This window comes from Mycobacterium nebraskense, from assembly GCF_002102255.1.
Taxonomy (GTDB): Bacteria; Actinomycetota; Actinomycetes; order Mycobacteriales; family Mycobacteriaceae; genus Mycobacterium; species Mycobacterium nebraskense.
The window spans coordinates 28,453-53,122 of sequence record NZ_LQPH01000153.1 but is presented as its reverse complement, the minus strand read 5'-3'; the positions used below and the strand labels follow the sequence as shown (position 1 = coordinate 53,122).

Below are 24,670 nucleotides of genomic sequence, written 5' to 3'. Positions count from 1 at the left end.
CTCAGCGAACTATCAACGACAGCAGCTTTTTGCCTAAAGATATTGCAGGCGAACTGTTTTCGCAGGTTACCACGGCCTGGTCATCAAACCGCCGACGCAGTTCACGCTGGAATACGTCCCGCAGCGTGGACGTCGCGGCCGGACATCCGTCGCAAGCACCCACCATCCGCACGGTCACGGTGTGGCCGGCCACCGAGACAAGCTCGATCGACCCGCCATGTGAAGCGGCAAGCGCGCCAACAGGTCCCGCGAGCAGTTCCGCGGCCGCCGTTTCCAGATCCGGGGCGGATGATTCGTCGACCGTCCAGTCCTGCGGGTTCACCAGCGCCTCGCCGAGCGCCTCGCGAACGTCGTCTCCCAACTCACGCCAGCTGCCGCCCGCGCCGACCGTCATCCGGATGTCGCCGGCGCCCACCAGAATCTCGGCGATTGTCCCGCTGTCCAGCAGGGCACCCAGCCTGCCCGGGACCTGCCGAACGATGCCGCGCGCCGGCAGCCGGCCGGGCGGGACCACCCAGCGCAGCTGCGCCGGATCTGCGGTGGCCGTGGCGTGGATCGGAATCATGCGCCTACACCTATCGCGATCGACCGGGCCGCAAACGCCATCGTCCACGCCAGGACGAACATGTAGCACCAGGCGAACGCGGGCCACCGCCACGAGTTGGTTTCGCGGCGCATCACCGCGACGGTGGACATGCATTGCAGCGCGAAGATGAAGTACACCATCAGAGCGATGACGGTCGAAGAGGTGAACACCTGGTGGCCGTCGTCGTCGGTCATGGTGACCAGAGCTTCATGCGGATCCTCGGGGTTCGTCGCCGCCGACACCTCGCCGAGGGTCGACACGAAAACCTCTCGCGCCGAGAACGAACCGAGCAGGGCGACGTTGATGTGCCAATCGAAACCCAGCGGCTTGAACACCGGCCCCATCGCCTTCCCGATGTCGGCGGCGTAGCTGTGGTCCATCACATAGGCGGTCGTCTCCGTCGCCGACATGTGCGCGGTTTCCCCCTGACGCGCAGGCAGATTGAGCAGCACCCAGAGCACCACCGAGGTGCCCAGGATGATCGTTCCGGCCTTGCGCAAGAACACTTTGGCCGAATCCCACATCGTGATGAGCACGTTTTTGGCCGACGGGAAGCGGTACGGCGGAAGCTCCATCGTGAACGGCAGCAGATCGCTGCGCAGGATCGTCGACTTGAACAGCGACGCAGCGACCAGCGCCGACGTGCCGCCGCACAGATACAGCAGGAACATCGCGACGCCCTGGGCGCTGAAGCCCCACCACTGGACCTGCGGCGAAACCAGCAGCCCCACTAGCAGAGTGAACACCGGAAGCCGGGCCGAGCAGGTCATCAACGGCGCCGTGATGATCGTGGCGATCCGGTCACGCGACGAGGGCAATGTCCGGGTGGCCATGATCCCCGGAATCGCGCAGGCGAACGACGAAAGCATCGCGACGAAGGCGCGGCCCTCCAATCCCGTCGCGGCCATCACCCGGTCCATCAGGAACGCGGCCCGCGCCATATAGCCGACGTTCTCCAGCAACGCGATCAACAGGAACAGCAACACGATCTGCGGAATGAACTGGAGCACCGTTCCCACGCCGCCGATGAATCCCTGGCCGAGCAGGCCGCGCACGACGTAGTTGCCCACGTGGTCGCTGACCAGTGCTCCTAGCCAGCCGAGCCCTTGGCTCACCCGGTCCTGCAGGGGTGCGGCGACGGTGAAGACCACTTGGAAGAAGCAGAACATCACCGCGAAGAAGATGACGGTTCCCCAGAGGGGATGCAGCACGATCGCGTCGATTCCTCGCGTACGCCGATCCGGTTGTGGCGCAACGTATCCGGCCGCATCCAGCACCGACTTACCCCATGCGTCAATGGCATCGTCGTCGCCCGGCGGCAGGATCGGGGGCCGTTGCCACCGGTCGAATGACGCCAGTCGGGCACGCAGGGTGTCGATGCCGCCGCCGCGGTGCGCGATCACCGGGATCACCGGAATTCCCAGCGCCGTCGACAAGCCGCCGACGGCGATGCCGCCCCCGCGCGCGGTCAATTCATCGGTCATGGTCAGTGCCAACAGGCACGGGACATCGAGCCGCAGCACCTGGGCCACGAGCGTGATCGAGCGATGCAGTGTGGTGGCGTCGGCCACCAGGACGATCGCATCGGGCCGGCCGGCGTCGGCGACGTTGCCGGCCAGCAGATCGGCCACCACCCGTTCGTCCGGGCTGATGGGCTCCAGGCTGTAGGTGCCGGGCAGATCCTCCACGGCGATCTCGACGCCGTCCGCGTTCATGATGCCGACCCTGCGTCCGACGGTGACACCCGGGTAGTTGCCGGTCTTGGCGCGGAGCCCGGTCAGGTGATTGAAGACGGACGTCTTACCCGCGTTGGGGCTGCCCACCAGGGCGACGTGTGCCACGCCCGCGACTGCGACCACGCCGCCTTCCTCGTGGCAGGACGTCATGCGTCGCTCCCCGGGTCGACCTCGATCAGTTTCGCTTCGCGCCGGCGCAGGCACAGTTCGGTGTCTTGAACCCGGTAGATGGTCGGGTCGCCCATCGGGGCCCGCCGGATGACCTCGACGTCGGCCGCCGGCCGAAATCCCAGCTGCCGCAGCCGGCCGGCCACCACGGGAGACGCCGCGGCCACCACGCCCACGATCGTGGCCCGCTGGCCCGGCGCGAGCTGAGCCAGCACGGTCGGCGAACCCGGGACACCACGTGCGTTCCGCACGAATCCGCGCACTAGCCCGCCCGCTGCCACAGGTTCACCATGCCACTCAGGATAACGAAGAAAGGTGAGGGTAACCTCACCTTTCCTCCGACCGGTTCCAGAACGCCGTCAAGTGGGCGTCCAGGGTGACTCAAATCCGTGGCCGCGGCTGACATCTCGGGCAGTAGAACGACGACCGGTTCATGAACTTCTCCCGGCGCATCACCGCGCCGCAGCGCCGGCAGTTCTGCCCTTCGCGGCCGTAGGCGTCCAGCGATCGGTCGAAGTAGCCAGACTCGCCGTTGACGTTGACATACAGCGAGTCGAACGACGTCCCGCCTTGCCCCAGCGCGTCGCGCATCACGTCGGCCGCGGCGTCCAGGACCGCGCCCAGCTGGCGGCGGCTCAACGTCGCGGCGATGCGGGCGCCGTTGACCTTGGCCCGCCACAGCGCTTCGTCGGCGTAGATGTTGCCGATGCCCGATACCACGGTTTGATCGAGGAGTTGCCGTTTGATCTCGGAGTGCTTGCGCCGCAAGACATTCACGACGGCGTCGCGGTCGAAAAGCGGGTCCAGCGGGTCGCGCGCGAGGTGCGCGACGGGGGCCGGTACGACGCTGCCCTCCACGCTCACCAGATCGGCAAGCATCCAGCCGCCGAAGGTGCGTTGGTCGGCGAAGCTCAGCACGGTGCCGTCGTCGAGCAGCGCGGAGATGCGCACGTGGTCGGCGCGCGGCACCTCCCCCAGCAGCATCTGCCCGCTCATGCCGAGGTGCACCACCAGGGCCGTGTCCGATTCCGGCGCCGGGGGCTCCGTGTCGAGCAGCAGCCACAGGTACTTGCCGCGCCGATCGGTGCCGGTGATCCGGGCGTCGAGCAACCGGGCGGTGAGATCGGCGGGCCCGGCCTCGTGACGCCGCACCGCGCGCGGGTGATGCACCCGAACGGCGGTGATCGTCTTGCCCACGACGTGGGCCTGCAAGCCGCGGCGCACCACCTCGACTTCGGGCAACTCGGGCATCTAGACGGACGTTTTCCCCGCGGTGTCCAGTGCTTCCAGGGCTTTCCACGTCGCCGCCGCGGCCTTCTGCTCGGCTTCCTTCTTGGAGCGCCCCACACCGGACCCGTATTCGGTGTCCATCACAACGACGACGGCGGTGAATTCTTTGTCATGGTCCGGGCCGGTGGAGGTGACGACGTAGGACGGCGCGCCCATGCCCCGCGCGGCGGTCAGCTCCTGCAGGCTGGTCTTCCAGTCCAGCCCGGCCCCCAGCGTCGGTGCGGCGTCCAGCAACGCGCCGAACAGCCGCAGGATCACGTCGCGGGCGGTGTCGATGCCGTGCTGCAAGTAGATGGCGCCCAGCAGCGATTCCATGCCGTCGGCCAGGATGCTCGACTTGTCGGCGCCGCCGGTGTTGGCTTCCCCGCGCCCGAGGTACAGGTGCACGCCCAGGCCGTCCGCGGACAGTTTGCGCGCGACGTCGGCCAAGGCCTGGGTGTTGACGACGCTGGCCCGCAACTTGGCCAGGTCCCCTTCCGAACGGTCCGGATGCCGGTGGTAGAGCTCGTCGGTGATGGTCAGCCCCAGCACGGCGTCGCCGAGAAATTCCAGACGTTCGTTGGTCGGCAGCCCGCCGTGCTCGTAGGCGTAGCTGCGATGCGTCAACGCCAGCGAAAGCAGCTCATCGGGCAGCTCGACCCCGAGCGCATCGAGCAGGTCTTGTCGCGACGTCATTGCTCACCCCGCGGCGCGTCCGGCTCGGGAAACATGCCGGCCAGCTTGGCCCACCGCGGGTCGATGCGGTCGTGGTGATGGTCGGGCTCGGCCGCAAGGGAAACGCCGCATTCGGGGCACAGCCCCGGGCAATCGGGCGTGCACGCGGGCGAGAACGGCAGCTCCAGTCCCACGGCGTCGACGATCGACTGTTCGAGGTCGATGGCGTCGTCGACGATGTGGCCGACCTCGTCTTCCTCGGTGGTCGCCTCTGTCGTGCTGTCGGGGTAGGCGAACAGTTCGGTCAACCGGACCTGCACGCGACCGTTGACGGGGGTCAGACAACGGGAGCATTCACCGGCGGTGGGCGCGTCGACCGTCCCCGTCACCAGTACGCCTTCGGAGACCGACTGAATTTGCAGGTCCAGTTCCAGCGGAGCGCCCGCTTCGATTGCGATCATGTCCAGCCCGATGCGCGACGGGCTGGACACGGTTTCTCGCAGGGTCACCATCGCCCCGGGGCGCCGCCCGAGCCGGGTGATGTCAATCGTCATCGGCGAGCTCAGACGGCGCCGCGAGGTGGTGCTGTGCTGCCGCGTCATATGAGAAATCCTACGGCGCGCGCCGCATAATTCCAGGGCGCGGCCGCGGTGGACGGGCTAGCGCACGGCGTAGTCGTGCGTACCGGCCGCCGTCCGGAGTTGGTGACGCCCGCGCCCGACGGAGCGCAGCGTGCCGTTGAGGAATTCCTCGAACTCGGCGAGCTTGTTGTCGACGTAGATGTCGCACTCGCCGCGCAGCCGGTCCGCCTCGGCATGCGCCGAATCGATCAGCCGGGTGGCCTCGGCGTTGGCCGCCTCCACCACGCTGTTCTGCGACACCAGACGCTGCTGCTCCTTGATGCCCTCTTGCACGGCCTTCTCGTAGGAGATGTTGCCGTTCTCGAGCAGCCGGTCGGCCTCGGCCTGGGCGCGCCCGACGCTGGCCTCGTACTCGCGTTTCGCCGCCGTGGCGATGCGCATCGACTCCTCGCGAGCCTCGCCGACCATCCGCTCGCTGTGCTGGCGCGCCTCGCTCACCATGCGGTCGGCCTGGGCTTTTGCGTCGGACAAGAGCCGGTCGGCCTCCGCGCGGGCGTGGTTGAGCATCGACTCGGACTCGGTGGTCGCCGAGGAGACCATGGATTCGGCGTGCGACTTGGCGTCCTGCAGCATCGAGTCCCGCGCGTCGAGCACATCCTGGGCGTCATCCAGCTCGCCGGGGATCGCATCCTTGATGTCGTCGATCAGTTCCAGCACGTCACCGCGGGGCACCACGCAGCCGGCCGTCATCGGAACGCCGCGTGCTTCTTCAACGATGGCGCCCAATTCGTCGAGCGCTTCAAAGACTCTGTACACGGCCACATCCTCCTGGCGTCTGCAAAAAACCTGTTGTTACCAGTGTGCCTGGTGTTGCCTTTGTGACAGCGGTGGCGAGGCCGGTGTGTCGGACATTCGACCGCGACAACGACGCAAAACACCGCAGAAAAGCGGCTGCGGCCTCGCCGTCATGAGTGAAATCCATCGAAACGCCCGTCCGCGCCGCCAAGGTTGGTTGCACCTATTGCGGCCATTCTAGGGATCGCGGCGGCCCCGGACCTGGCCAGCGCACTTTGCAGCGCTTGACCTATACCCCCAGGGGGTATAATTCGGGGCCCGGGCCATCCGAAGGGAAGGATTAGCACTCGTGCTGGCAGCGGTGGGACACGCCTTGGCGGTGGCGGGATCGATGACGTGGGAAATCCTGTGGGCGCTGATCCTGGGATTTGCGCTGTCTGCGGTGGTGCAGGCGGTGGTGCGACGCTCGACCATCGTGGCGCTGCTGGGCGACGACCGGCCGCGCACCTTGGCACTGGCCGCCGGCCTCGGCGCGGCATCGTCGTCGTGCTCGTACGCCGCGGTGGCGTTGGCCCGATCGCTCTTCCGCAAGGGCGCCAGCTTCATCGCCGCCATGGCATTCGAGATCGGCTCCACCAACCTGGTGGTGGAACTGGGCATCATCCTGGCCCTGCTGATGGGCTGGCAGTTCACCGCCGCGGAGTTCGTCGGCGGCCCGCTGATGATCGTGGTGCTCGCCGTCCTGTTCCGGTTGTTCGTGCGCTCGCGGCTTATCGATGCCGCCCGTGAGCAGGCCGACCGCGGGATCGCCGGCTTGATGGAAGGCCACGCGGCCATGGACATGTCCATCAAGAAGCAGGGCTCGTTCTCTCAGCGCCTCTTTTCCGCGGAGGGCTTCACTTCCGTTGCCCACGTGTTCGTCATGGAGTGGCTGGCGATCCTGCGCGACCTCGTTCTGGGCCTGTTGATCGCGGGGGCCATCGCGGCGTGGGTGCCCGAAAAGTTCTGGCAGGTCTTCTTTTTGGCCGACCACCCGGGCTGGTCGGCGCTGTGGGGTCCGATCGTGGGACCGATCGTGGCGATCGTGTCGTTCGTCTGCTCGATCGGCAATGTTCCGCTGGCCGCGGTGCTGTGGAACGGCGGCATCAGTTTCGGCGGTGTCATCGCGTTCATCTACGCCGACCTGCTGATCCTGCCGATCCTGAATATCTACCGCAAGTACTACGGCACCAGGATGATGCTGACGCTACTGGGCACGTTCTACGCCGCCATGGTCGCCGCGGGCTATCTGGTCGAATTAATCTTCGGCGCAACGCATCTCGTTCCGCAACAGCGCAACGCCACGGTCATGGAGGCGGCGGTTTCGTGGAACTACACGACTTGGCTCAATATCGCCTTTCTTGCCGTCGCGGCCATTCTCGTCGTCCGGTTCGTCACGACGGGCGGAGTTCCGATGGCGCGGATGATGGGCGGCTCCCCCGACGGCGGACACGAGCACAATCACGAGTGCCACTAGCGGCGTCGGCGACGGTCAACGCGGTCTGAGGTGCCGTAGCAGCCGCCACGACCGCGCGTCGTCGGAGTACATCTAACGCATTTCCTTTGGCCCACAGGACGGGCCCGAAGGCCCTATCAAACATGTTGCTGGGCACGAAGTCTTAGGTACGAACTCTGGGCGGCATCGCTCTCGAGTAGTCCAAGATACGGCTCCACACAGTCAGGTCAGACATGTTTAGGCACGTACACAAGCGCTTGGGTGGCGCCGCTGTAGGTGCAGCGGCTTTCTTCACCATGGGGACAGCTGGGGCGGCTGGCGCCGTCTACCCCGGTGTCGCGGAGTGGTATTCACGGGCCGAAGAGCATTTCGTCAATACGACCAAATTCATGCAGGCGGTGGTCGACGCGATCGAAGACAACGACATCGGAGCTCTCCGGACATCATGTTCAGCGCTGCACGACGAACAAACCATCGGCCTCCAGGCCCACCTGCCTACGCCGGACCCCGCCCTGACTACTGCCCTGCAATCCGAAATCAATGACTTTCACGCTGCGGCGCACATCTGCATGTCGCTTGGGCCCAACAGCACGTCAGCCGATCTAGAGCAAGCAGACTTGTTCACACAGCAGGCAATTGACGACCTGAAGGCGGTCAACGACATTCTGGTCAAAGACCTGAGTTGAGACCTAGCCGGCCAGCTTCTCGCGCAAGCGGCGGTTGACCGGTTCGGGCAGTAGCTCCGAGACATCGCCGCCGAACAACGCGACCTCTTTGGCCAAGGACGACGACACGAACGAATACCTCGGTGTCGTCGCGACGAAAAACGTGTCGACGCCGGCGATGTGCTTGTTCATCTGCGCCATCTGCAGCTCGTATTCGAAGTCGGTGCCGGTGCGAAGGCCCTTCACGATGGCGGTCATCCCCTGCGACCTGACGAAGTCGACCACCAGACCCTGCCCGGCCTCGACCCGCAGGTTGGGCAGATGTGTCGTCGACTCGTTGATCATCGCGATCCGCTCGTCGAGGTCGAACATGCCCTTCTTGGCGGGATTGGTCATGATCGCCACCACCACCTCGTCGAACTGGGCCGACGCCCGTTCGAAGACGTCGATGTGGCCCAACGTCACTGGATCAAACGACCCCGGGCATACCGCGCCGCTCATGACGCGCGCCGGCGACGATGCAGAGCGGAGCGATGAGAAGGAGCGGCGCTCATGACGAAAGACGGTACACGCCCGCCTCACAGTCGCTCGGCCATCTCCAGACGGGTGTCGCCGTACACGCGCGGCGGCCACACGGACCAACCGGCCGGCCACGTCAGCGGCGCACCGGTCGCCGCACGCTCCACCACCGCCACGGCTCCGGCGTTCGCCCAGCCGCGGGTGACCAACGCTGCCAGCACGGCTTCCACCTCGGCGGCATCGACGTCATAGGGCGGGTCGGCCAGAACAAGGTCGACCGGGCTCGCGGTCCCGGCCGCCAGGACGGTCGCGACCGCGCCGCGGCGCACGGTGGCGCCGGTCAAACCCAAGGCGTCGATGTTGCGTGCGATGACGGACGCGCTGCGGTGGTCCGCCTCCACGAACAGCGCCGAGGCAGCCCCGCGGGACAGCGCCTCCAATCCCAGTGCGCCCGAACCGGCGTAGAGATCCAGCACCGCGACGCCCGTCAGGTCGTGTCGCGCGGTCAAGATGTTGAAGAGTGACTCGCGCACTCGATCGGTGGTCGGCCTCGTCCCCCGCGGCGGGACGGCGATGCGCCGGCCGCCGGCCACGCCGCCGATGATCCGGGTCACCTGCCAACACTTACAGCAGTGTCGACCAATAGTCCCAGAACCGCGCCATGATCAGCAGGAACACCGCGGTGAACCACAGCGCGGCGATCGACCACCGCCATTGGTACAGCATCCACGCCGCACCGCGCCCCCGGCGTTGCAGCGCCGGACGACACGTGATCGACGCGACGACCACCAGCAGGGTGATGGTCACCGCCCAGACGACCATGCAGTACGGGCACAACGCGCCGATGCTGTACAGGCTCTCGTAGATCAACCAGTGCACGAACGCCGCGCCGAGCAGCAGCCCGACCGCCAGCCCGATCCAATACCATTGCGGCAACGCCACTTTGGTCACCGCCAGCAGCCCGGTGACGACCACCACGGTGAAGGCCACCAGGCCGATCAGCGGATTGGGGAAACCCAGCACCGACGCCTGCGGTGTGATCATCACCGAGCCACACGACAGGATCGGGTTGATGTTGCACGTCGGCACGTACGCCGGGTTGAGCAGAAGGTCGATCTTCTCCACCGTCAGCGTCGCGGAGGCAGCCAAGCCGATCACGCCGGCGACCAACACCCACCACCCACTGGGCGCAGGCACGCGCGCTTCGGGACGCAAATCTGGTGTCAGGTCGGCGGTTTGGGCCGCCACCGGGGTGGTCACGTGGCCGGGGGGGCGACGGCGCCGTCTATGCCCGGCACGTCGCCCACGATGCTCTTGATCTTGGCGACCAGCGCATCGGGCGTGGACGGGTCGTAGTCGTCGCCGTTGATCTTGATGGTCGGCGTGGCATTGATCTTCGCGGCGGCCGCCTCACCGGTGACCTTGGAAACGTACTTGCCGCTGTTGACGCAGTCAGGCACCTTGCCCACGACGCCGGCCTCCCGGGCGAGCTCGATCAACCGGGCGTTGTCCGGGAAGCTGCTGCCGCGTTCGCTGGGCTGGAGGTCGGTGGTGAACAGCGCGGTGTGGAATCGCCGGAACGCGTCGAGGGACTCGTCGGCCACGCAGAGGGCCGCGGCGCCCGCACGCGACGAATAGTTCTGGTTCCTGGCGTTGTCGAGGATCGACACCATGGAGTAGTCGGCCGCGATGGCGCCGACGTCGATGAGCCTGGACACCGTCGGACCGAAGGTGCGCTCGAAGTTGCCGCAGGCCGGGCAGAGGAAGTCCTCGTAGAACGTGACCACGGCCTTGGGGTTGCTGGTCCCGGGCTGGGTGACCAACTTGCTCGACGTCACCCGCACCGTGTCGCCCGCGCCGATGGCGGCGGTCTTCTTGTGGTGCGTGACCACGATGTAGGAGACGACGGCGACCAGGAAGACGACCACGAGGGCGGTCCCGCCGATCTGGACGAGTCGGCCCGATTTGCCGTCGGCGGCCTTCATGTCAAAGCGCGGGGGGCGTTTGGGTTTGTCGGCCACAGTTTCCGTGATCCTTCGGTACTCGGGTTGTCGTTCGTTGGTGGATGTCATTTGCTCGTAGGCGCCTCTAGATTACCGACGCCAACCGCGCAACAGGTCAGACCCGGCTCAGGTGGGCACGCAGAGCCGAAATCAACTCGGTGGTCGCGGCGGCGCTGCCGCCGCCGAGCTGGAAGAGATTGGCGAAGCCGTGCGTCAACGACCCCATGCACCGCAGATCGACCGCGGTCCCGGCGGCCTGCAGGGCCGCCGCGTAGCTCTCGCCCTCGTCGCGCAACGGGTCGAAACCGGCGACCGCGATCAGCGCGGGCGCGAGCCCGGCCAACGACTCGGCCAGCAGCGGCGATATCCGCGGATCGGCCCGGTCGACGCTCGAACGCCTGAGGTATTGAGACTCGAACCAATCGATGTCGCGCTTGGTCAGCAGGAACCCGCGGGCGAACAGGCTCAGTGACCGGGTCGGCGTGGTGAAGTCGGTCCGCGGGTAGATCAGCCACTGCAGGACGGGGGCGGGGGCACCCTCGTCGCGGGCCTGCTGGCAGACGACGGCGGCCAGGTTGCCGCCCGCACTGTCCCCGCCGACCGCAATCCGACCGGGCGCGGCGCCGAGTTCCTCGGCGTGGTCGTACGCCCACCTGAAGGCGGCGTAGGCGTCCTCGGCCGCGGCCGGCGCCGGATGCTCGGGGGCCAGCCGGTAGTCGATCGACAACACGTGGATGCCGGCGTCGCGGCACGTCAACCGGCACAGTGCGTCGTAGGAGTCCAAGTCGCCGATCACCCATCCGCCGCCGTGGTAGAAGACCAGCAGGGGCGCGGACGCGCCGTTGGCCGGACGGTAGTGCCGCGCCGGGATCTCACCGGCCGGTCCCGGCAGCGATAGTTCGTCGACGTCGACGTGGATCTGTGGGCCGGGGAGTTCCAGCGACAGCTGGCGCATCTGAGCGCGGGAAGCGCCCGCGTCGTCGTCGACGACCAGGCCGTCGATGCCGACGGCACGCAGACCGGAGAGCATCAGCTGAAGCGTGGGGTCCAGCGTGTTGCCGTCGATGGTCACCGAACGGCCACCGAACAGCGCACGCTTGGCGGGGGTCGGGATCCACGGAATGACCTTGACACCGATCGTGGAAACCGCGCCCTGCATGCGGCTGGCCAGGCGCATGGGGGCGTGTTTCACCCCGAGGTGGAGGTCCGGCGCGGGCACGCTCTTGGTCATGGCACTCCCTCGAATAAAACGTGGCAACGCTTGGGCGACGGACGGTGATTCGTTGCAAGCCGTCGCCGCGGAGTCTTCCGCCCCGGCGGCCACCGAGCGGGTGCGGCTGGTGCCGCGCTGCGCGTCGGTTACCGCCAGGGCGGTTGCCGGTTCCGGTGTGACCAACTCTACGTGCTGACGAATTTGCGAAATATAGACCAGGGTCCGATATCGCCGCGCCCCGCCCGGGCGTTGATGAAGTGGTATTTTCCAGCTCGGTAATATCGTGATCCCCAAGCAGGTAACCGCCTCACGGATTGCGAGCAGCTTCGACGTGTTCTTTTTTGAACTCAGCGCCTTCAACTCAGCGCCGATGGAATGGTGTCGATCTCCTCGCTCGATGACGGCACCCGGTTGGGTCCACGAACCTTCAATTTCACAGGCAGGTGAATGACATTGGCTGGCGAGTCGGGCGCTGCCGTGCCCTCGATAGCTCTTAATGACGAAAACACGATGCCGGTGCTGGGCCTTGGCGTCGCGGATTTGTCGGAGGACGAAACCGAACGCGCGGTTTCGGCGGCGCTGGAGATGGGTTGCCGGCTGATCGACACCGCCTCGGCCTACGGCAACGAAGCCGCCGTCGGCCGTGCCGTCGCGGCCTCCGGGATTCCGCGCGCCGAACTGTTCGTCACCACCAAGCTGGCCGCCGCCGACCACGGATTCCTGCGGGCCGAGCAGGCCTGCAAGGAGAGCCTGGAACGACTCGGCCTGGATTACGTCGACCTCTACCTGATTCACTGGCCGGTGCCGTCCCGGGGCGAATACGTGAACTCCTTCGGCGGGCTGATCCAGTGCCGAGGGAACGGGCTCGCACGTTCCATCGGCGTCTCGAACTTCACCGAGCAGCATCTGACGGATGTCATCGACCTGACCTTCGTCACGCCGGCGGTCAACCAGGTCGAGCTGCACCCGCTGCTCAACCAGGCCGACGTGCGCAAAACCAACGCGGAGCACAACGTCGTCACCCAGGCCTACACCCCGCTGGCGCTCGGCAAGCTGATGGACAACCCCACCGTGACTTCCGTTGCCGGCGAATACGGCAAGACCCCGGCTCAGGTGCTGCTCCGGTGGAACCTGCAGCTGGGCAACGCGGTCGTCTTCCGGTCCGCCGAGCCCGAGCGCATTGCCGGGAACCTCGATGTGTTCGACTTCGAGTTGGCCGCCGAGCACATGGACGCGATCAACGGGCTCAACGACGGCACCAGGTTGCGCCCGGATCCCAACACCTTCGAGGGCGCCTGAGCTAACCCGCCGGGCAGGTGGCAGCCGCCTGACGCAACACCCCGGTCGACGGCTGATCCACCGGCAACGAATAGCCGCGTAGCACGGCGATGAACTGCATAGCGTATTGGCACGCGAACGCCGCGTTCGGCGGCATCCATTGCGCCGGCGCCGCGTCGCCCTTGTCCTGATTGGCCTGTCCGTCGACGGCCAGCAGGTTGGCCGGATCGTTGGCGAACCGCAGCCGCTCGGGCGCCGGCCAGTTGGAGGCCCCCATGTCCCAGGCGTAGGCGAGCGGGACGATGTGGTCGATCTGCACCGCCTCGCCGACCTTGGCGCCGCGCTGGAAAGCGATGGTTTTGTTGGTGTAAGGGTCGTGCAGGGTGCCGGTTGCCACCGCGTCCGGACACCGCTTGGTCGACACATACGTCTTGTCGACGAGGTCGCGGTTGAGGATGTCGTCGCGGGTGTCGCAGCCGTTGTGTCCCAGCGGGGCGTCGTTGTCGTCGTCCCACGCGTCGCCGAACGCCGCTCTGCGGTAGTCATACCGGTGTGCCCGCAGCGGTAGCACCGCGATACCCCCGAGCACATCGGTGCCGGGTTGCACCGTCGGGACGTCGGCGCGCGCCGCGTATTCATCCGCGTGCCTGGCCGCCGAGGATCCGACCGTCTGGTAGGCCACCAGCAGTGCGAGCGCCGCGGCCGCGGACAACCACAGCAGCACTTTGCGATTCACAAGCGCCGTCCGCCGCAAGCGGGTGGGGGTACCTCCCACTTGTGGGGGCGTGCCCCCACTGCATCGTCGCCGGTGGTCACGACTTGTCCAGGTATTCGATTCGGTCGGATGTGACGAAAGGCGCTGCCAGCAAAGCCAATTCGGGGTTGGCGGGGTCGTCTGCATAGCTTCGTACGCAGAAGTCGCGCGCGGCCTCGATGACGTCGCGGTGGTCGGCCAACGAGAGCAGGCGCAGATTGATCGCGCGACCGGATTGGTTGCGGCCCAGGACGTCTCCCTCCCGGCGCTCTTTGAGGTCCAGGTCGGCCAGCGCGAACCCGTCCAGGGTCGCGGCCACGGCAGAAAGCCGCCGGCCCGCCGGCGACTCCGGCGAGACCCAGCTGGCGAGCAGGCACAGGCTGGGATGCTGGCCGCGGCCGATGCGGCCCCGCAGCTGATGCAGCTGGCTGATGCCGAAGCGGTCGGCATCCATCACCAGCATCACCGTGGCGTTGGGGACATCCACACCCACCTCGATGACGGTGGTGCACACCAAAACGTCGATCTCACCCGCCCGGAACGCCGCCATCGCGGCGTCCTTCTCTTCGGCGGACAGCCGCCCGTGCATCAGTCCCAGGCGCAGGTTCGCCAGCTCGCCTGAACGCAGCCGGGCGTAGAGACCCTCGGCGGTTTCCGACGGTCTCGTGTTCTGCTCCTGCTTCTCCGGATCGTCGGTCTCGTCGATCCGGGGTGCCACCACGTAGGCCTGACGACCGGCGCCGACCTCTTCGGCGATGCGCCGCCAGGCGCGCTCGAGCCACGCGGGCTTGTCCTTGACGAAGATGACGCTGCTGGTGATCGGTTGGCGCCCGCGCGGAAGTTCGCGCAGCGTCGAGGTTTCCAGGTCGCCGTAGACGGTCAGCGCGACCGTGCGCGGTATCGGCGTCGCGGTCATCACCAGCAGGTGCGGGGTGACACCCGGACGAGCCTTGGCCCGCAACTGGTCTCGCTGTTCGACACCGAAGCGGTGTTGCTCGTCGACCACCACCATGCCCAGGTTGTGGAATTCCACCGCGTCCTGCAACAGCGCATGGGTGCCGACGACGATCCCAACCTGACCGCTCGCCACCTCGTCGCGGACTTGCTTCTTCTGCGCCGCCGTCATCGAACCGGTGAGCAGCGCGACCCGGGTGGCGTTATCCGCACCACCCAGCTGGCCCGCCATCGCCAACGGGCCGAGCACATCATTGATCGACCGCAGGTGTTGGGCGGCAAGGACTTCCGTGGGTGCCAGCAGTGCACACTGGTAACCGGCGTCCACCAACTGCAGCATCGCCAGCACCGCTATGATGGTCTTCCCCGATCCAACTTCACCTTGGAGCAGGCGGTTCATCGGCCGGGTGGCCGACAGCTCCTTCGTGAACACGTCGAGCACTTCCCGTTGTCCCGCGGTCAGCTCGAACGGCAACCGTCCCAACAGTTCGGCGGACAGACCGTCGGAACGTGGCGGCGCCGGGGGCCCCGATTCCGAGAGCTCGCTGTGCCGCCGGGCGACCAGGGCCCACTGCAGCCCGACGGCTTCGTCGAAGGTCAGCCGCTCCCGTGCCCGCCTCCGCGCCGACTCGTCTTCGGCCAGATGGATGTCGCGCAACGCCCGGTCTTCGGAGACCAGTTGGTAGCGGTCGCGCAGGTCGGCGGGTAACGGGTCATCCACCGGATCCAAGACGTCGAGCACTTGGCGCACGCACCTGAAAATGTCCCAACTCTGCAGCTTCGTGGTCGCCGGATAGATCGGAAAGAAGGCTCGCTCAAACGCCGACATCTGCAGCTCGCCGGTGGTGGCCTGCGAGGCGATGGCGATGTTCTTCAGTGAGCTCGTGCCGCGGTTCCTGCCGTCCGGGGAGTCGAGGATGAGGAATGCCGGGTGCGTCAGCTGCATGACGTTGTTGAAGAATCCGACCTCCCCGGAGAGCATCACCTTGGTGCCTTCGGTCAGGTCCTTTTTCAGGTAATTGGCGTTGAAGAAAGTCGCGGTCACCTTGTTGCGGCCGGCGCCCAGGGTGATGCGGTGGCACAGCTTCTTCGGGGTCTTCTTCATCGGCCATGTCTTGGTTTCGGTGATCGTGTCGACGATCGTGATGTGCTCGCCGGCCGACGGACGTTGATCGTCGGCGTCCCAACGGGTCGCGCCCTCGGTGTAGCTGCGCGGATAGTGGCGCAGCAGATCCGCGACACTGCGGATGCCCAACTCCTCGTCGAGCTGATCGGCTGCCTTGGCACCCACCACGAAGTCCAGGCGGTCGCCCAGCGACGCCACGGCTACTCGATTCCGATCAACAGCGCGTCACCGCGATGGCCGGTGCGGTAGGTGACCAGCTCGGTTCCCGGGTGGTGGTCATGCATGTGCTTTTCGAGGATGTCGGCCACGGCCGCGGCGTCGTCCTCCGTCTCGATGCCGGCGCCGACCAACACCGTCACCAGGTCACCGCCGGAGGCCAGCAACAGATCGAGCAGACCGATCGCTGCGGCGATCGCGTCGGCGGCGACGATCAGCACCTCGTCCCCCGCGATACCCAGGCCGTCGCCCGGCTGGCAGCGGCCCGCCCAGGTCAACGCGCTCTCGGTCGCGATGCGCACCGATGCGTGCCGGGCCGCACCGGCGGCGCGGGCCATGGTGTAGCCGTCGTCCACCGCCTGCCGGCCGGTTTCGTGCACTGCCAGCGCGGCCAGCCCCTGCACCATCGATCCCGTCGGTATCGGTACCACGTCGATACCCCAGCCGATCGCCGCGGTGCATCCGGCCACCAGCTCCTCGGCCGGCACGTAGCCGTTGGGCAGCACCATCACCTGCGCGGCGCCGGTGTCGACCACCGCCCGCATCAGCTGGTGGGCGCTGATGTTGGTGACCGGGTCGCCCGAGGCAGGATCGCGTTGCAGCACGCAGGCGCCTTCGCCGCCGAACAGCTCTGCGGCACCCTCGCCGTCGACGACGGCCAGCACGGCGCGTTCCCGCGTCCAGCCGCCGCCCGGCAGCCCGGTGGCGCCGGAACTCAACGCCGAAATGACGATGCGGCTCAACCGCCCCGCCGCCAGCCCCGCCTCGACCGCGGCACCGGCGTCGTCGGTGTGTACGTGCACCGAGTACGTGCGCTCGGCCGACGAAGTCGCGGCCGCGATGCCCACGGAATCGCCCAGCTCCCCGAGCCGGTCCCGCAGCGCGTCCGCCGCGGCCGCGTCGCAGCCGTCCAGCCGGTACATCACCTCGAATTGCGGCGCGGGGCGGTCGGCGGCGCGTTCCGGTTGCGGCGCGCGCGGCGACAACTCGTACACCGTTCGGGCCGGCGCCTGCCCGGTGACGGTGGTGCGCAGGGCGTCCAGCAGCACCAGCAGGCCCCGCCCGCCGGCGTCCACGGCGCCCGCATCGGCGAGCACGTCGAGCTGCTCGGTCGTCTTCTCCAGTGCCACGACCGCCGCATCACCGGCGGCGATGACCGCCGGGGTGAGCTCTTCCCCGGCGTAGGCGCACTCCCCGACGGCGTCGGCGGCGGCCCGCAGCACCGAGACGATGGTCCCCGAGACCTCCTCCCCGCCCATCGAGGCGATGACCAGGTCCACGCCGCGCCGCAACGACGCCCCGAGGGTGGCGCTATCGATGTGGGGCAGCTCACCGCCGGAATCGGCCGCTGCGACGGCGGTGACGTCGGCGATGCCGCGCAGGATCTGGGACAAGATCACGCCGGAATTGCCGCGGGCGCCGTTCAGCGCACCGGCCGACATCGCGGCGGCGGCTCGGGCGACGCACGCCGATCCACCCTCGGAATTGACGCCCGCATTGGCCTCGGCCAGCGCCGAGCGCATGGTGAACAGCATGTTGGCGCCGGTATCGGAATCGGCAACCGGGAAGACGTTGAGCCGGTTTATCTCGTCGATGTGGGTGATCAGGTCGCTGACGGCGGTGTGCGCCCAGTCCCGCAAGGTAATCGCGTCCAACAGACGCTCCGACGGTCCCAGTGTTACCCACCTCCTCCACACCCAGCCCCCGGTGGGCGCCAGCGTAGCTCGGCGACTCGGGCGACGGCTGCCCGTGACCACCACCCGCCGGCGGCGCGATCCGACCCATTGAGCCTAGCCAGACGCGGCGACAGCGGTGGTGATCGTTTTGGTGGTTGCCACGACAATCACCTATTCTGGTTGGGCTCGGGTCAACCCGGGCCGTTCCGGACCACGTGTCAGACCGCCGAGCCGGACCCCCGAGATTTGAGGAGCTTGAACCATGGCCGCTGTGTGCGACATCTGCGGGAAAGGCCCCGGCTTCGGTAAGTCGGTGTCGCACTCCCACCGCCGCACCAGCCGTCGGTGGGACCCCAACGTCCAGACCGTGCACGTCGTCACCCGGCCGGGCGGCAACAAGCAGCGCCTCAACGTCTGCACATCCTGCATCAAGGCCGGCAAGGTCGTCCGGGGCTAGTCCCGGGCTAGCCGCGGTCAGTCACATGACCACGTGGCCGGCATCCACCGGCATGGCCGCGCCGGTCACATAGCGCGACCGCGGGCCGGCGAGCCAGAGCACCGCTTCGGTCACGTCTTGCGCCTCCACCAACGGCACCTCGGGTAGCAGGGTCTGCGACAGGGCCGGGTTGGGGTTCTCCAGCATCCGGTTCACCACGAAATCGTTGAGGATCATCGGCGTCGCGACGCCGCTCGGATGCACCGAGTTGACCCGAATCTTATGCGGCGCATAGGCATTCGCCGCCGAGCGCATGAGGCCCACGACGCCGTGCTTGGATGCGGCATAGGCGAACATCGCGGCGCTGCCGTCACCGCCGCGGCCGGTCAGGCCCTGCGACGAACTCACCAGCACCACCGATCCGCCCCGCCCCTTGCGGATGATCGACGGCACCGTCGCCAGCATCGTGTGCCACACCCCCTTGAGGTTGGTGTCGACGATCGTGTTGAACACCGGCTCGGACTCGGTGTCGGTGACGCCGATCGCCACCACCCCCGCGTTGGCGACGACCACGTCGATCTCACCGAGCTCATCGATGCCCGCCTGCACCCCGGCTTGCATCTGCTTGAGGTCGCGAACGTCGGCGATGACGGGCACGGCCCTGCGCCCGGCGGCCCGGACCAGCCGCACGGTCTCGTCGAGTTCGGATTCTGTCGCCAGGGCGTAGGGAATCGCCTCGAGATCGGCGCAGATGTCCAGGGCGATGACGTCGGCGCCCTGCTCGGCCAGGGCGACGGCGTGGCTGCGGCCTTGGCCGCGCGCGGCGCCGGTGATGACGGCAACCATATTGTCGAATTCACCCATGACTACACCTCCAGTGTTGTGCCGGTCTCTTGTTCGGCGAACGCCACCAGGCGGGCCGCCGCGTCATAATCGCAGGCGACCGGCGACCGGCCGATCAGCACCGGCCCGCCGCGCAGGCCGAACCTGCCGCTGACCCCGACGTAGCTGCCCGGCGGCAACGGTTCGCTGATGCAGTAGAGCGTGGGCGCCGCGCCTTCGTCGATGTCATTGGCCAGCCGGTCGGCCACCACTTTGACCACCTTGTGAGCCACCGACATCAGCGGCGAGTCGCCGAGCTGCGACAGGTTCGAGGCCACCCAGCCCGGGTGGGTGAGCTGGGTGACGATCGGCGACCCGGCCGCGCGCAGCCTGCGGTCCAGCTCCAAGCCCCAGAGCATCACCGCGAGCTTCGATTGCGCGTACGCGCCCAGCCGGGTCCACTTGTGCCGGCGCAGGTGCAGGTCGTCGAGGCGCAGCGTCGCCGACCGGTGCGCGTCGGAGCCGACGTTGATGATCTGCGCACGCACTTTGGGCAGCAGCAGGTTGGTCAGGGCGAACGGCCCGAGCAGGTTGGTGCCCAGCGTCATCTCGAATCCGTCGACCGTGTCGGTGCGGCGCTCGGTCAGGGTGCCGGCGTTGTTGATCAGGATGTCGATGTCGTCGTCGATCGACTGCGCGAAGGCGCGCACCGACGACAGGTCGGCGAGGTCGACCCTGGCCACCGTGGTCGAGCCACCCATCTCGGTGGCGCGTTGCTCACCCAGCTCGGTGTTGCGCACCGCCAGGATCACGTGCGCGCCCGCTTTGGTCAGGGCGCGGGCGGTGCCCAGCCCGACGCCGTTGGTCGCCCCGGTCACGACGATTCGTTTGCCGGTCAGGTTGCCGAGCCGGCTCGGCGTCCAAGGTAACGTCACGGCGATCCAGAGTAATGGTCGGTTCTATGTAAATCCGACCGGTTCTGCCACCATTGTTCGCGGAAGCGGAGGAGATGGGTTCAAGGTGGTTCGACATGAGTGACAGCGCACGAGAAATCACCAACCTGATCTACACCTACGCTGAGCTTCTCGATGGCGGCGACCTGGACGGCGTGGCCCGGCTGTTCGAGCACGGCCGCATCTGCGGAGTGGAGAACGGTCCACCGGAGACGGTGTTCGCCGGGGCCGCCCGGGTGCGCGAGATGTATGAGATGGCCACGCGCATCTACGACGACGGCACCCCGAAGACCAAGCACAACACCACCAATGTGCAGCTGCACATCGACGAGGCCGGGGGGACCGCCCGCAGCACGTCCTACTACTGCGTCACCCAGGCCACCCCCGACCTGCCGCTGCAGGTGATCGTGACCGGGCACTACAAGGACACGTTTCAGCGGGTGGACGGCGCCTGGCGGTTCGACAGCCGCACCATGTTCGTCGACCAGGTCGGCGACGTCAGCCAGCATTTGAAGTTCTGAGCGCGTGCAAGCCTCGAGCCCGTTCGACAGCGCGTTCGACCCAGCCGTCGTCATGGCCGACGCGCAACGCAAGGAGGCGCTGACCGACTGGGGCCCCGGCGAATTCGAAGGCCCACTGCGGGTGTTGCTCGCCGGCTACGCGAGCGCCGACCTCAACGCGATCGGCGTGCACATCCTGCGCTCGGGCATCGTGCACAGCCTGCGCATGCGGCTACGCGCGCAGGAGTGGATCCGCCGCCATCCGGAGATCCTCGACGAACGGGTCGCCGCGCCGATCGTCGTCGTCGGCATGATGCGCAGCGGCACCACGCTGCTGCAGCGGCTGCTGGCTGCCGACCCGCGGTTCGTGTGCGCCTACGGCTGGGAGGTCGTCGAGGTGGCGCCCCGGCTCGACTATCAGTTCAGCGGTGTGGATCCCCGGATTGCGATCAGCGAAGCGCGGGAAGCGAAATCCCGCGAGCTGGCGCCGGAATTGTTTTCCATTCATCCGATGTACGCGCGGGAAGCCGAGGAGGAGATCGTCTTCCTGGCCGACGCGTTTCTGTCCCATGTCCCCGAATCCGGTGCCCACCTTCCCCATTACCGGTCCTGGCTCGACGAGCAGGACTTCTCCCCCGCCTACGACTACTTGCACCGCATGCTGCAATTCGTACAGTGGCAGAAGCGCCGGCGCGGGTTGGATGGGCAACGCTGGGTGCTCAAATCACCGGCGCACCTTGGGTATTTGGAGCAATTGCGCGCCCACTTCCCCGACCTGCACCTCGTGCACATGCATCGCGATCCGCGCGCCACGATCGCCTCGGGAGCCAGCCTGAATGCCACCCTGCACGCGATGCACGCCGACGCCGTCGATGTGCACCGGGTGGGCGCCCAATGGTTGCAACGGATGGGCTGGACCAATGACCGGGCGATGGCGACCCGTGATGGGTGGTCTGATGACCGTGACCGGGTCACCGACATCGGGTTCGACGAGGCGGTGGCCGACCCCATCGGGCAGGTGGCCCGGATTTACGACGCGGTCGGGCTGCCGCTGACGGCCGAGGCGGCGGACGCGATGCGGCGCTGGCTCAAGGAGCGTCCCCGAGAGGCGGCGCGGCCGGCCTACGGCTTAGAGACCTACGGCCTGCGCCCCGAGCGGGTTGACGAGCGATTCACGTTGTACAACAAGCGTTTTCGACAGTATATCGGAGGAACAGCGCATGCCTGACGACCCCGTCGCTACGATGTCCCAGCACGAACAGGAACTGGCCGCCCTCGAGCTGATCGAGCACCCCACCGTCAAGGCCGCCTACCAGGCGGTGGCCGAGACCTGGCTGGGCCGGGCCAAGGCGTCGGAGGCGATGCGGGAGCGGTTCGACGACGCGTTCGCCGAGGTGATGTTCTCGGCAGCGGTGTGGTCGTCAAACCAGGACAAGCTGCGGCCGAAGGTCAGCTGCATCACCCGGTTGGCGCACCCCGTCGACGGCCGACGCATCCCCGGATCACGGTGGGGCATCGATAATCCCGACAGCGTGTACCGGGTGATCCCGATCTCCGGTGACGAACGCTACGAGATCCGTGGCCGGGTCGGCGAGCACCGGATGACCGAAAACTATTTCACGCTCTGGGATGCCCACATGGGCACCGTCGACGTGCTCAACGGCCGCACCATGCAGGTCGACTCCGACGGCAGCTTCACCATCACCGTCGACGCTGACCCCGCCAACGGGCGGCCCAATCACGTGCAGACCTCTCCGGAAGCCCACGAGTTCTATATCCGCGACGTGCTGCTGGATTGGGGCTGCGACGACCCGAATTATCTTGAGGTGCAACGGCTCGGCGGGCCGCCAGCGACACCCGCGCGCACGCCCGACGAGCAGGCCGAGGCCACCGCGGCGATGATGGACTACTTCGCCAACTTCACCGGCAAGCTCAGCCACGGCGTGTACAAGATGCCACCCAACCATTTCAACCTGGCGTGGTCGGCCGACAAGGTCGGCGCGATGCGCAACCAGGTCTATGTGATGGGCCGTTTCGATCTCGCTCCCGACGAGGGGTTTGTGGTGGACCTCAACGACGGTGGCGCCGCGTACTTCACGGTGCCGCTGAGCAACATCTGGGGCACCACGCTGGACATCCTCGACCGCACCGGCAGCCTCAACAAGGCGCAGTCGGTGGCCAACGAGGACGGCAGCTACACCTATGTGATCGCCCCGACCGACCCCGGCGTGGCCAACTGGATCGACTCCGACGGGCTGCGCGAGGGCATCCTGACCCTGCGCATGGCGGAGTTCGGCGACGCGGGTCCCCGCGAAGACCTCGGCGCTCGCGGGCGGGTCGTCAAGCTGGACCGGCTCGACGCCGAGGTGCCGCACCTGCCGCGGGTGAACCCGCAGGCACGGGCCGCCCAACTCGCCGACCGGCGAACCGCGTATCTACGGCGGCTGCCGGAAGGGACGGCCTGAGATGGCGCGCTGGCTGATCACCGGATGCTCCACCGGCTTCGGCCGCGAAATCGCACGCGCGGCACTGGAAGCGGGCCACAGCGCGGTGGTGACCGCGCGCCGGGCCGACGCGGTGCGCGACTTCGTCGACGAGTTCGGCGACCGGGCCCTGGCCGTCGCGCTCGACGTGACCAGCGCCGATCAGATCGCGGCCGCGGTGTCGGCGGCCGTTGCGGCGTTCGGCGGCATCGACGTGCTGGTCAACAACGCCGGCCACGGCTACCTGTCCGCGGTGGAGGAAGGCGAGGACGCCGAGGTTCGAAAGCTGTTCGAGGTCAACTACTTCGGCGCTGTCAACATGATCAAGGCGGTACTGCCGGCCATGCGCGCCCGCGGCGCCGGCCACATCATCAACATGTCGTCGATGACCGGTCTGGTCGCCAATCCGCCCAACGCGTATTACTCGTCCACGAAATTCGCGCTGGAGGCGATCACCGAGGCGCTCGCCACCGAGGTGCGGCCGCTGGGGATCAAGGTGACCGCCATCGAGCCGGGCGCCTTCCGTACCGACTGGGCGACGCGGTCGATGAAGGAGTCGGGCACCCCGATAGCCGATTACGTCGACGTGGCGGCGCGCAAGGACCTGATCAAGCAGTTCGCCGATCATCTTCCCGGTGATCCGAAAAGGGTTGCCGAGGCGGTGCTGATGGTTACCACGCTCGACGAGCCACCGCTGCGGCTGCTGCTGGGCCGCGACGTGCTGAAGGCCATGCGCGACAAGATCGCCGCGATGTCATCGTCGATCGAAGAGTGGAAGTCCGTCACCAAGGACGTCAACTTCGAGCATTCGTAAGTGCCTGAGAGCCTGTGCCCCTGCCATCAATCCCGAACCACGATCACCGTCTTGCCGGCGCGACGGCTCGGGCGGCGGCCGCTTTCGAACGCCTCGCGGCCCTTTTCCAGCGGAAACGTCTCGGCGATCTCCACGCGCAACCGTCCGCTGTCGACCAACGCGGCGAGTTCGACCAGCTGATCCCGGTTCGGCACGACGATGAAAAACGTTGCCGTGACGCCGTATTCGTCGGCTTTGCCCGCCGGGGGCGGCGCCGACAGGGTGACCAGCCGCCCACCCCGGCGGAGCACCGGAAACGACCGGTCCAACGTCTCACCGCCGACGGTGTCGATCACGACGTCGTAGACCCCGTCGTCGAAAGCCTGGGTGCGGACGTCGATCACCCGGACAGCGCCGTATCCGCGGACGAGCTCGCCCGCATCGCTGCGCACCGTCGCGGTGACTCGCGCGCCCAGCATCGCGGCCAGCTGAACCGTCAGGGCGCCCACACCGCCCGCGCCGCCGTGCACCAGCACGGCCTCGCCGGCCCGCACGCCGGCATGGTCGACCAGGGCTTGCCACGCGGTCAGACCGGCCAGCGGCAGCGCGGCGGCGACGGTATACGACGCCGTCGACGGCTTGCCGGCCAGGTCCGCCGCGGGCACGCAGACGAAATCGGCCGCCGCACCGTCGCGGTCGAACCGGATCAGCCCATAGACCTCGTCGCCGGGCGCGAAATCCGCCACACCCGAAGCCGCCTCCGAGACGACGCCCGACACTTCGTGCGACGGAATCACCGGGGTCCGGCTGACACCGTCTCGGGTCCAGGTTTCCTCCCATGTCAACTCGTCGAACGTGATGGCGGCGGCGTGGACGGCCACCAAGACTTCACCCGCGGCCGGGACAGGTATGGCCGCCCGCTCGACGACCAGCTGCTCCGGGCCGCCCCGGCGGTGCGCCCGCAAAGCCGTCAT

At 67.4% G+C, this 24,670-nt stretch carries 26 protein-coding genes and 1 pseudogene; 9 read left to right on the top strand and 18 right to left on the bottom strand.

What is annotated here, in order from left to right; all coding sequences use genetic code 11:
- Position 1 precedes the first annotated feature (1 nt).
- From AWC17_RS22595 to sepIVA, 7 genes are all read right to left on the bottom strand, one after another.
- Complete coding sequence (locus AWC17_RS22595) at positions 2–565, bottom strand: NifU family protein (protein WP_046184898.1); 564 nt, start codon at positions 563–565, stop codon at positions 2–4.
- Entirely contained in the window at positions 562–2,472 is a 1,911-nt protein-coding gene (gene feoB / locus AWC17_RS22590; protein ID WP_046184897.1) for a ferrous iron transporter B, read from the bottom strand. Before feoB ends, AWC17_RS22595 begins: the two co-directional genes overlap by 4 nt.
- Entirely contained in the window at positions 2,469–2,741 is a 273-nt protein-coding gene (locus AWC17_RS22585) for a FeoA family protein (RefSeq protein ID WP_231588612.1), read from the bottom strand. The genes feoB and AWC17_RS22585 overlap by 4 nt, the downstream gene beginning before the upstream one ends.
- Before the next feature lie 130 nt (positions 2,742–2,871).
- A complete protein-coding gene (gene mutM / locus AWC17_RS22580; protein ID WP_046184896.1) occupies positions 2,872–3,741 on the bottom strand; it encodes a DNA-formamidopyrimidine glycosylase in 870 nt (289 codons plus the stop codon).
- Complete coding sequence (gene rnc / locus AWC17_RS22575) at positions 3,742–4,455, bottom strand: ribonuclease III (protein WP_046184895.1); 714 nt, start codon at positions 4,453–4,455, stop codon at positions 3,742–3,744.
- Positions 4,452–5,036 carry a YceD family protein gene (locus AWC17_RS22570; RefSeq protein ID WP_197083446.1) on the bottom strand — a complete coding sequence of 195 codons (585 nt, stop codon included), beginning with the start codon at positions 5,034–5,036 and terminating at the stop codon, positions 4,452–4,454. The genes rnc and AWC17_RS22570 overlap by 4 nt, the downstream gene beginning before the upstream one ends.
- A 57-nt stretch (positions 5,037–5,093) precedes the next feature.
- Entirely contained in the window at positions 5,094–5,831 is a 738-nt protein-coding gene (gene sepIVA / locus AWC17_RS22565) for a cell division protein SepIVA (RefSeq protein WP_046184903.1), read from the bottom strand.
- 304 nt (positions 5,832–6,135) lie between these two features.
- Between sepIVA and AWC17_RS22560 the strand changes: the two genes are divergently transcribed.
- Both AWC17_RS22560 and AWC17_RS22555 read left to right on the top strand, forming a co-directional pair.
- A complete protein-coding gene (locus tag AWC17_RS22560; protein ID WP_264056014.1) occupies positions 6,136–7,326 on the top strand; it encodes a permease in 1,191 nt (396 codons plus the stop codon).
- 236 nt (positions 7,327–7,562) lie between these two features.
- The gene (locus AWC17_RS22555) at positions 7,563–7,991 is read left to right on the top strand and encodes a hypothetical protein (RefSeq protein WP_141224723.1); all 429 of its coding nucleotides are present in this window, start codon (positions 7,563–7,565) and stop codon (positions 7,989–7,991) included.
- A gap of 3 nt (positions 7,992–7,994) precedes the next feature.
- Here AWC17_RS22555 and coaD read toward each other — a convergent pair whose 3' ends face one another.
- From coaD to AWC17_RS22530, 5 genes are all read right to left on the bottom strand, one after another.
- Positions 7,995–8,471, bottom strand: a complete 477-nt coding sequence (gene coaD / locus AWC17_RS22550; RefSeq protein WP_046184893.1) for a pantetheine-phosphate adenylyltransferase — start codon at positions 8,469–8,471, stop codon at positions 7,995–7,997.
- Positions 8,472–8,548: 77 nt separating this feature from the next.
- Entirely contained in the window at positions 8,549–9,103 is a 555-nt protein-coding gene (gene rsmD, locus AWC17_RS22545) for a 16S rRNA (guanine(966)-N(2))-methyltransferase RsmD (protein WP_085165110.1), read from the bottom strand.
- Positions 9,104–9,113: 10 nt separating this feature from the next.
- Positions 9,114–9,749 carry a vitamin K epoxide reductase family protein gene (locus tag AWC17_RS22540; protein WP_085165109.1) on the bottom strand — a complete coding sequence of 212 codons (636 nt, stop codon included), beginning with the start codon at positions 9,747–9,749 and terminating at the stop codon, positions 9,114–9,116.
- A complete protein-coding gene (locus tag AWC17_RS22535; protein WP_046187166.1) occupies positions 9,746–10,510 on the bottom strand; it encodes a DsbA family protein in 765 nt (254 codons plus the stop codon). Before AWC17_RS22535 ends, AWC17_RS22540 begins: the two co-directional genes overlap by 4 nt.
- A gap of 97 nt (positions 10,511–10,607) precedes the next feature.
- Complete coding sequence (locus tag AWC17_RS22530; RefSeq protein ID WP_047321766.1) at positions 10,608–11,723, bottom strand: alpha/beta hydrolase; 1,116 nt, start codon at positions 11,721–11,723, stop codon at positions 10,608–10,610.
- Positions 11,724–11,970: 247 nt separating this feature from the next.
- On the opposite strand from AWC17_RS22530, the pseudogene AWC17_RS33630 reads away from it, so the two are divergent.
- Both AWC17_RS33630 and AWC17_RS22520 read left to right on the top strand, forming a co-directional pair.
- Positions 11,971–12,152: pseudogene (locus AWC17_RS33630) on the top strand (aldo/keto reductase); the annotation flags it as partial.
- Positions 12,153–12,158: 6 nt separating this feature from the next.
- Positions 12,159–13,004 (top strand): aldo/keto reductase, encoded by an 846-nt coding sequence (locus tag AWC17_RS22520; RefSeq protein ID WP_141224731.1) that lies wholly within the window; start codon positions 12,159–12,161, stop codon positions 13,002–13,004.
- A 1-nt stretch (position 13,005) separates the two neighbouring features.
- Here AWC17_RS22520 and AWC17_RS22515 read toward each other — a convergent pair whose 3' ends face one another.
- The 3 genes from AWC17_RS22515 to AWC17_RS22505 all read right to left on the bottom strand — a co-directional run bounded on the left by AWC17_RS22515 (position 13,006) and on the right by AWC17_RS22505 (position 17,709).
- On the bottom strand, positions 13,006–13,719 hold the full coding sequence (locus AWC17_RS22515; RefSeq protein WP_046186293.1) for an HNH endonuclease family protein: 714 nt from the start codon (positions 13,717–13,719) through the stop codon (positions 13,006–13,008).
- A gap of 76 nt (positions 13,720–13,795) precedes the next feature.
- On the bottom strand, positions 13,796–16,015 hold the full coding sequence (gene recG, locus AWC17_RS22510) for an ATP-dependent DNA helicase RecG (protein WP_046186292.1): 2,220 nt from the start codon (positions 16,013–16,015) through the stop codon (positions 13,796–13,798).
- A gap of 2 nt (positions 16,016–16,017) precedes the next feature.
- Complete coding sequence (locus AWC17_RS22505) at positions 16,018–17,709, bottom strand: DAK2 domain-containing protein (RefSeq protein WP_082147469.1); 1,692 nt, start codon at positions 17,707–17,709, stop codon at positions 16,018–16,020.
- Positions 17,710–17,971: 262 nt separating this feature from the next.
- Between AWC17_RS22505 and rpmB the strand changes: the two genes are divergently transcribed.
- Positions 17,972–18,166 carry a 50S ribosomal protein L28 gene (rpmB, locus tag AWC17_RS22500; RefSeq protein ID WP_046185726.1) on the top strand — a complete coding sequence of 65 codons (195 nt, stop codon included), beginning with the start codon at positions 17,972–17,974 and terminating at the stop codon, positions 18,164–18,166.
- A gap of 21 nt (positions 18,167–18,187) precedes the next feature.
- Here rpmB and AWC17_RS22495 read toward each other — a convergent pair whose 3' ends face one another.
- On the bottom strand, positions 18,188–19,009 hold the full coding sequence (locus tag AWC17_RS22495) for a mycofactocin-coupled SDR family oxidoreductase (RefSeq protein WP_046185727.1): 822 nt from the start codon (positions 19,007–19,009) through the stop codon (positions 18,188–18,190).
- 2 nt (positions 19,010–19,011) lie between these two features.
- Positions 19,012–19,902: an SDR family NAD(P)-dependent oxidoreductase gene (locus tag AWC17_RS22490; protein WP_046185728.1), complete on the bottom strand. Its 891-nt coding sequence runs from the start codon at positions 19,900–19,902 to the stop codon at positions 19,012–19,014.
- Positions 19,903–19,997: 95 nt separating this feature from the next.
- Between AWC17_RS22490 and AWC17_RS22485 the strand changes: the two genes are divergently transcribed.
- From AWC17_RS22485 to AWC17_RS22470, 4 genes are read left to right on the top strand one after another with little or no spacing between them, the layout of a single operon-like run.
- Positions 19,998–20,441, top strand: a complete 444-nt coding sequence (locus AWC17_RS22485) for a nuclear transport factor 2 family protein (RefSeq protein ID WP_046185729.1) — start codon at positions 19,998–20,000, stop codon at positions 20,439–20,441.
- Between the two features lie 52 nt (positions 20,442–20,493).
- A complete protein-coding gene (locus tag AWC17_RS22480; RefSeq protein WP_046185735.1) occupies positions 20,494–21,648 on the top strand; it encodes a sulfotransferase family protein in 1,155 nt (384 codons plus the stop codon).
- Positions 21,641–22,885, top strand: coding sequence for a DUF1214 domain-containing protein (locus AWC17_RS22475; RefSeq protein ID WP_046185730.1), 1,245 nt, complete (start codon positions 21,641–21,643; stop codon positions 22,883–22,885). The genes AWC17_RS22480 and AWC17_RS22475 overlap by 8 nt, the downstream gene beginning before the upstream one ends.
- A 1-nt stretch (position 22,886) precedes the next feature.
- Complete coding sequence (locus AWC17_RS22470; RefSeq protein ID WP_046185731.1) at positions 22,887–23,717, top strand: oxidoreductase; 831 nt, start codon at positions 22,887–22,889, stop codon at positions 23,715–23,717.
- A 26-nt stretch (positions 23,718–23,743) separates the two neighbouring features.
- Here the strand turns inward: AWC17_RS22470 and AWC17_RS22465 are convergent, their stop codons facing one another.
- Complete coding sequence (locus AWC17_RS22465) at positions 23,744–24,670, bottom strand: NADP-dependent oxidoreductase (protein ID WP_085165108.1); 927 nt, start codon at positions 24,668–24,670, stop codon at positions 23,744–23,746.

Excerpts from the sequence above, each read along its gene's own strand:
- AWC17_RS22595 (WP_046184898.1), bottom strand. The coding sequence starts at position 565 with ATGATTCCGATCCACGCCACGGCCACCGCAGATCCGGCGCAGCTGCGC.
- feoB (WP_046184897.1), bottom strand. The coding sequence starts at position 2,472 with ATGACGTCCTGCCACGAGGAAGGCGGCGTGGTCGCAGTCGCGGGCGTG.
- mutM (WP_046184896.1), bottom strand. The coding sequence starts at position 3,741 with ATGCCCGAGTTGCCCGAAGTCGAGGTGGTGCGCCGCGGCTTGCAGGCC.
- rnc (WP_046184895.1), bottom strand. The coding sequence starts at position 4,455 with ATGACGTCGCGACAAGACCTGCTCGATGCGCTCGGGGTCGAGCTGCCC.
- AWC17_RS22570 (WP_197083446.1), bottom strand. The coding sequence starts at position 5,036 with ATGACGCGGCAGCACAGCACCACCTCGCGGCGCCGTCTGAGCTCGCCG.
- coaD (WP_046184893.1), bottom strand. The coding sequence starts at position 8,471 with ATGAGCGGCGCGGTATGCCCGGGGTCGTTTGATCCAGTGACGTTGGGC.
- AWC17_RS22530 (WP_047321766.1), bottom strand. The coding sequence starts at position 11,723 with ATGACCAAGAGCGTGCCCGCGCCGGACCTCCACCTCGGGGTGAAACAC.
- rpmB (WP_046185726.1), top strand. The coding sequence starts at position 17,972 with ATGGCCGCTGTGTGCGACATCTGCGGGAAAGGCCCCGGCTTCGGTAAG.
- AWC17_RS22495 (WP_046185727.1), bottom strand. The coding sequence starts at position 19,009 with ATGGGTGAATTCGACAATATGGTTGCCGTCATCACCGGCGCCGCGCGC.
- AWC17_RS22485 (WP_046185729.1), top strand. The coding sequence starts at position 19,998 with ATGAGTGACAGCGCACGAGAAATCACCAACCTGATCTACACCTACGCT.
- AWC17_RS22480 (WP_046185735.1), top strand. The coding sequence starts at position 20,494 with ATGGCCGACGCGCAACGCAAGGAGGCGCTGACCGACTGGGGCCCCGGC.
- AWC17_RS22475 (WP_046185730.1), top strand. The coding sequence starts at position 21,641 with ATGCCTGACGACCCCGTCGCTACGATGTCCCAGCACGAACAGGAACTG.
- AWC17_RS22470 (WP_046185731.1), top strand. The coding sequence starts at position 22,887 with ATGGCGCGCTGGCTGATCACCGGATGCTCCACCGGCTTCGGCCGCGAA.
- AWC17_RS22465 (WP_085165108.1), bottom strand. The coding sequence starts at position 24,670 with ATGACGGCTTTGCGGGCGCACCGCCGGGGCGGCCCGGAGCAGCTGGTC.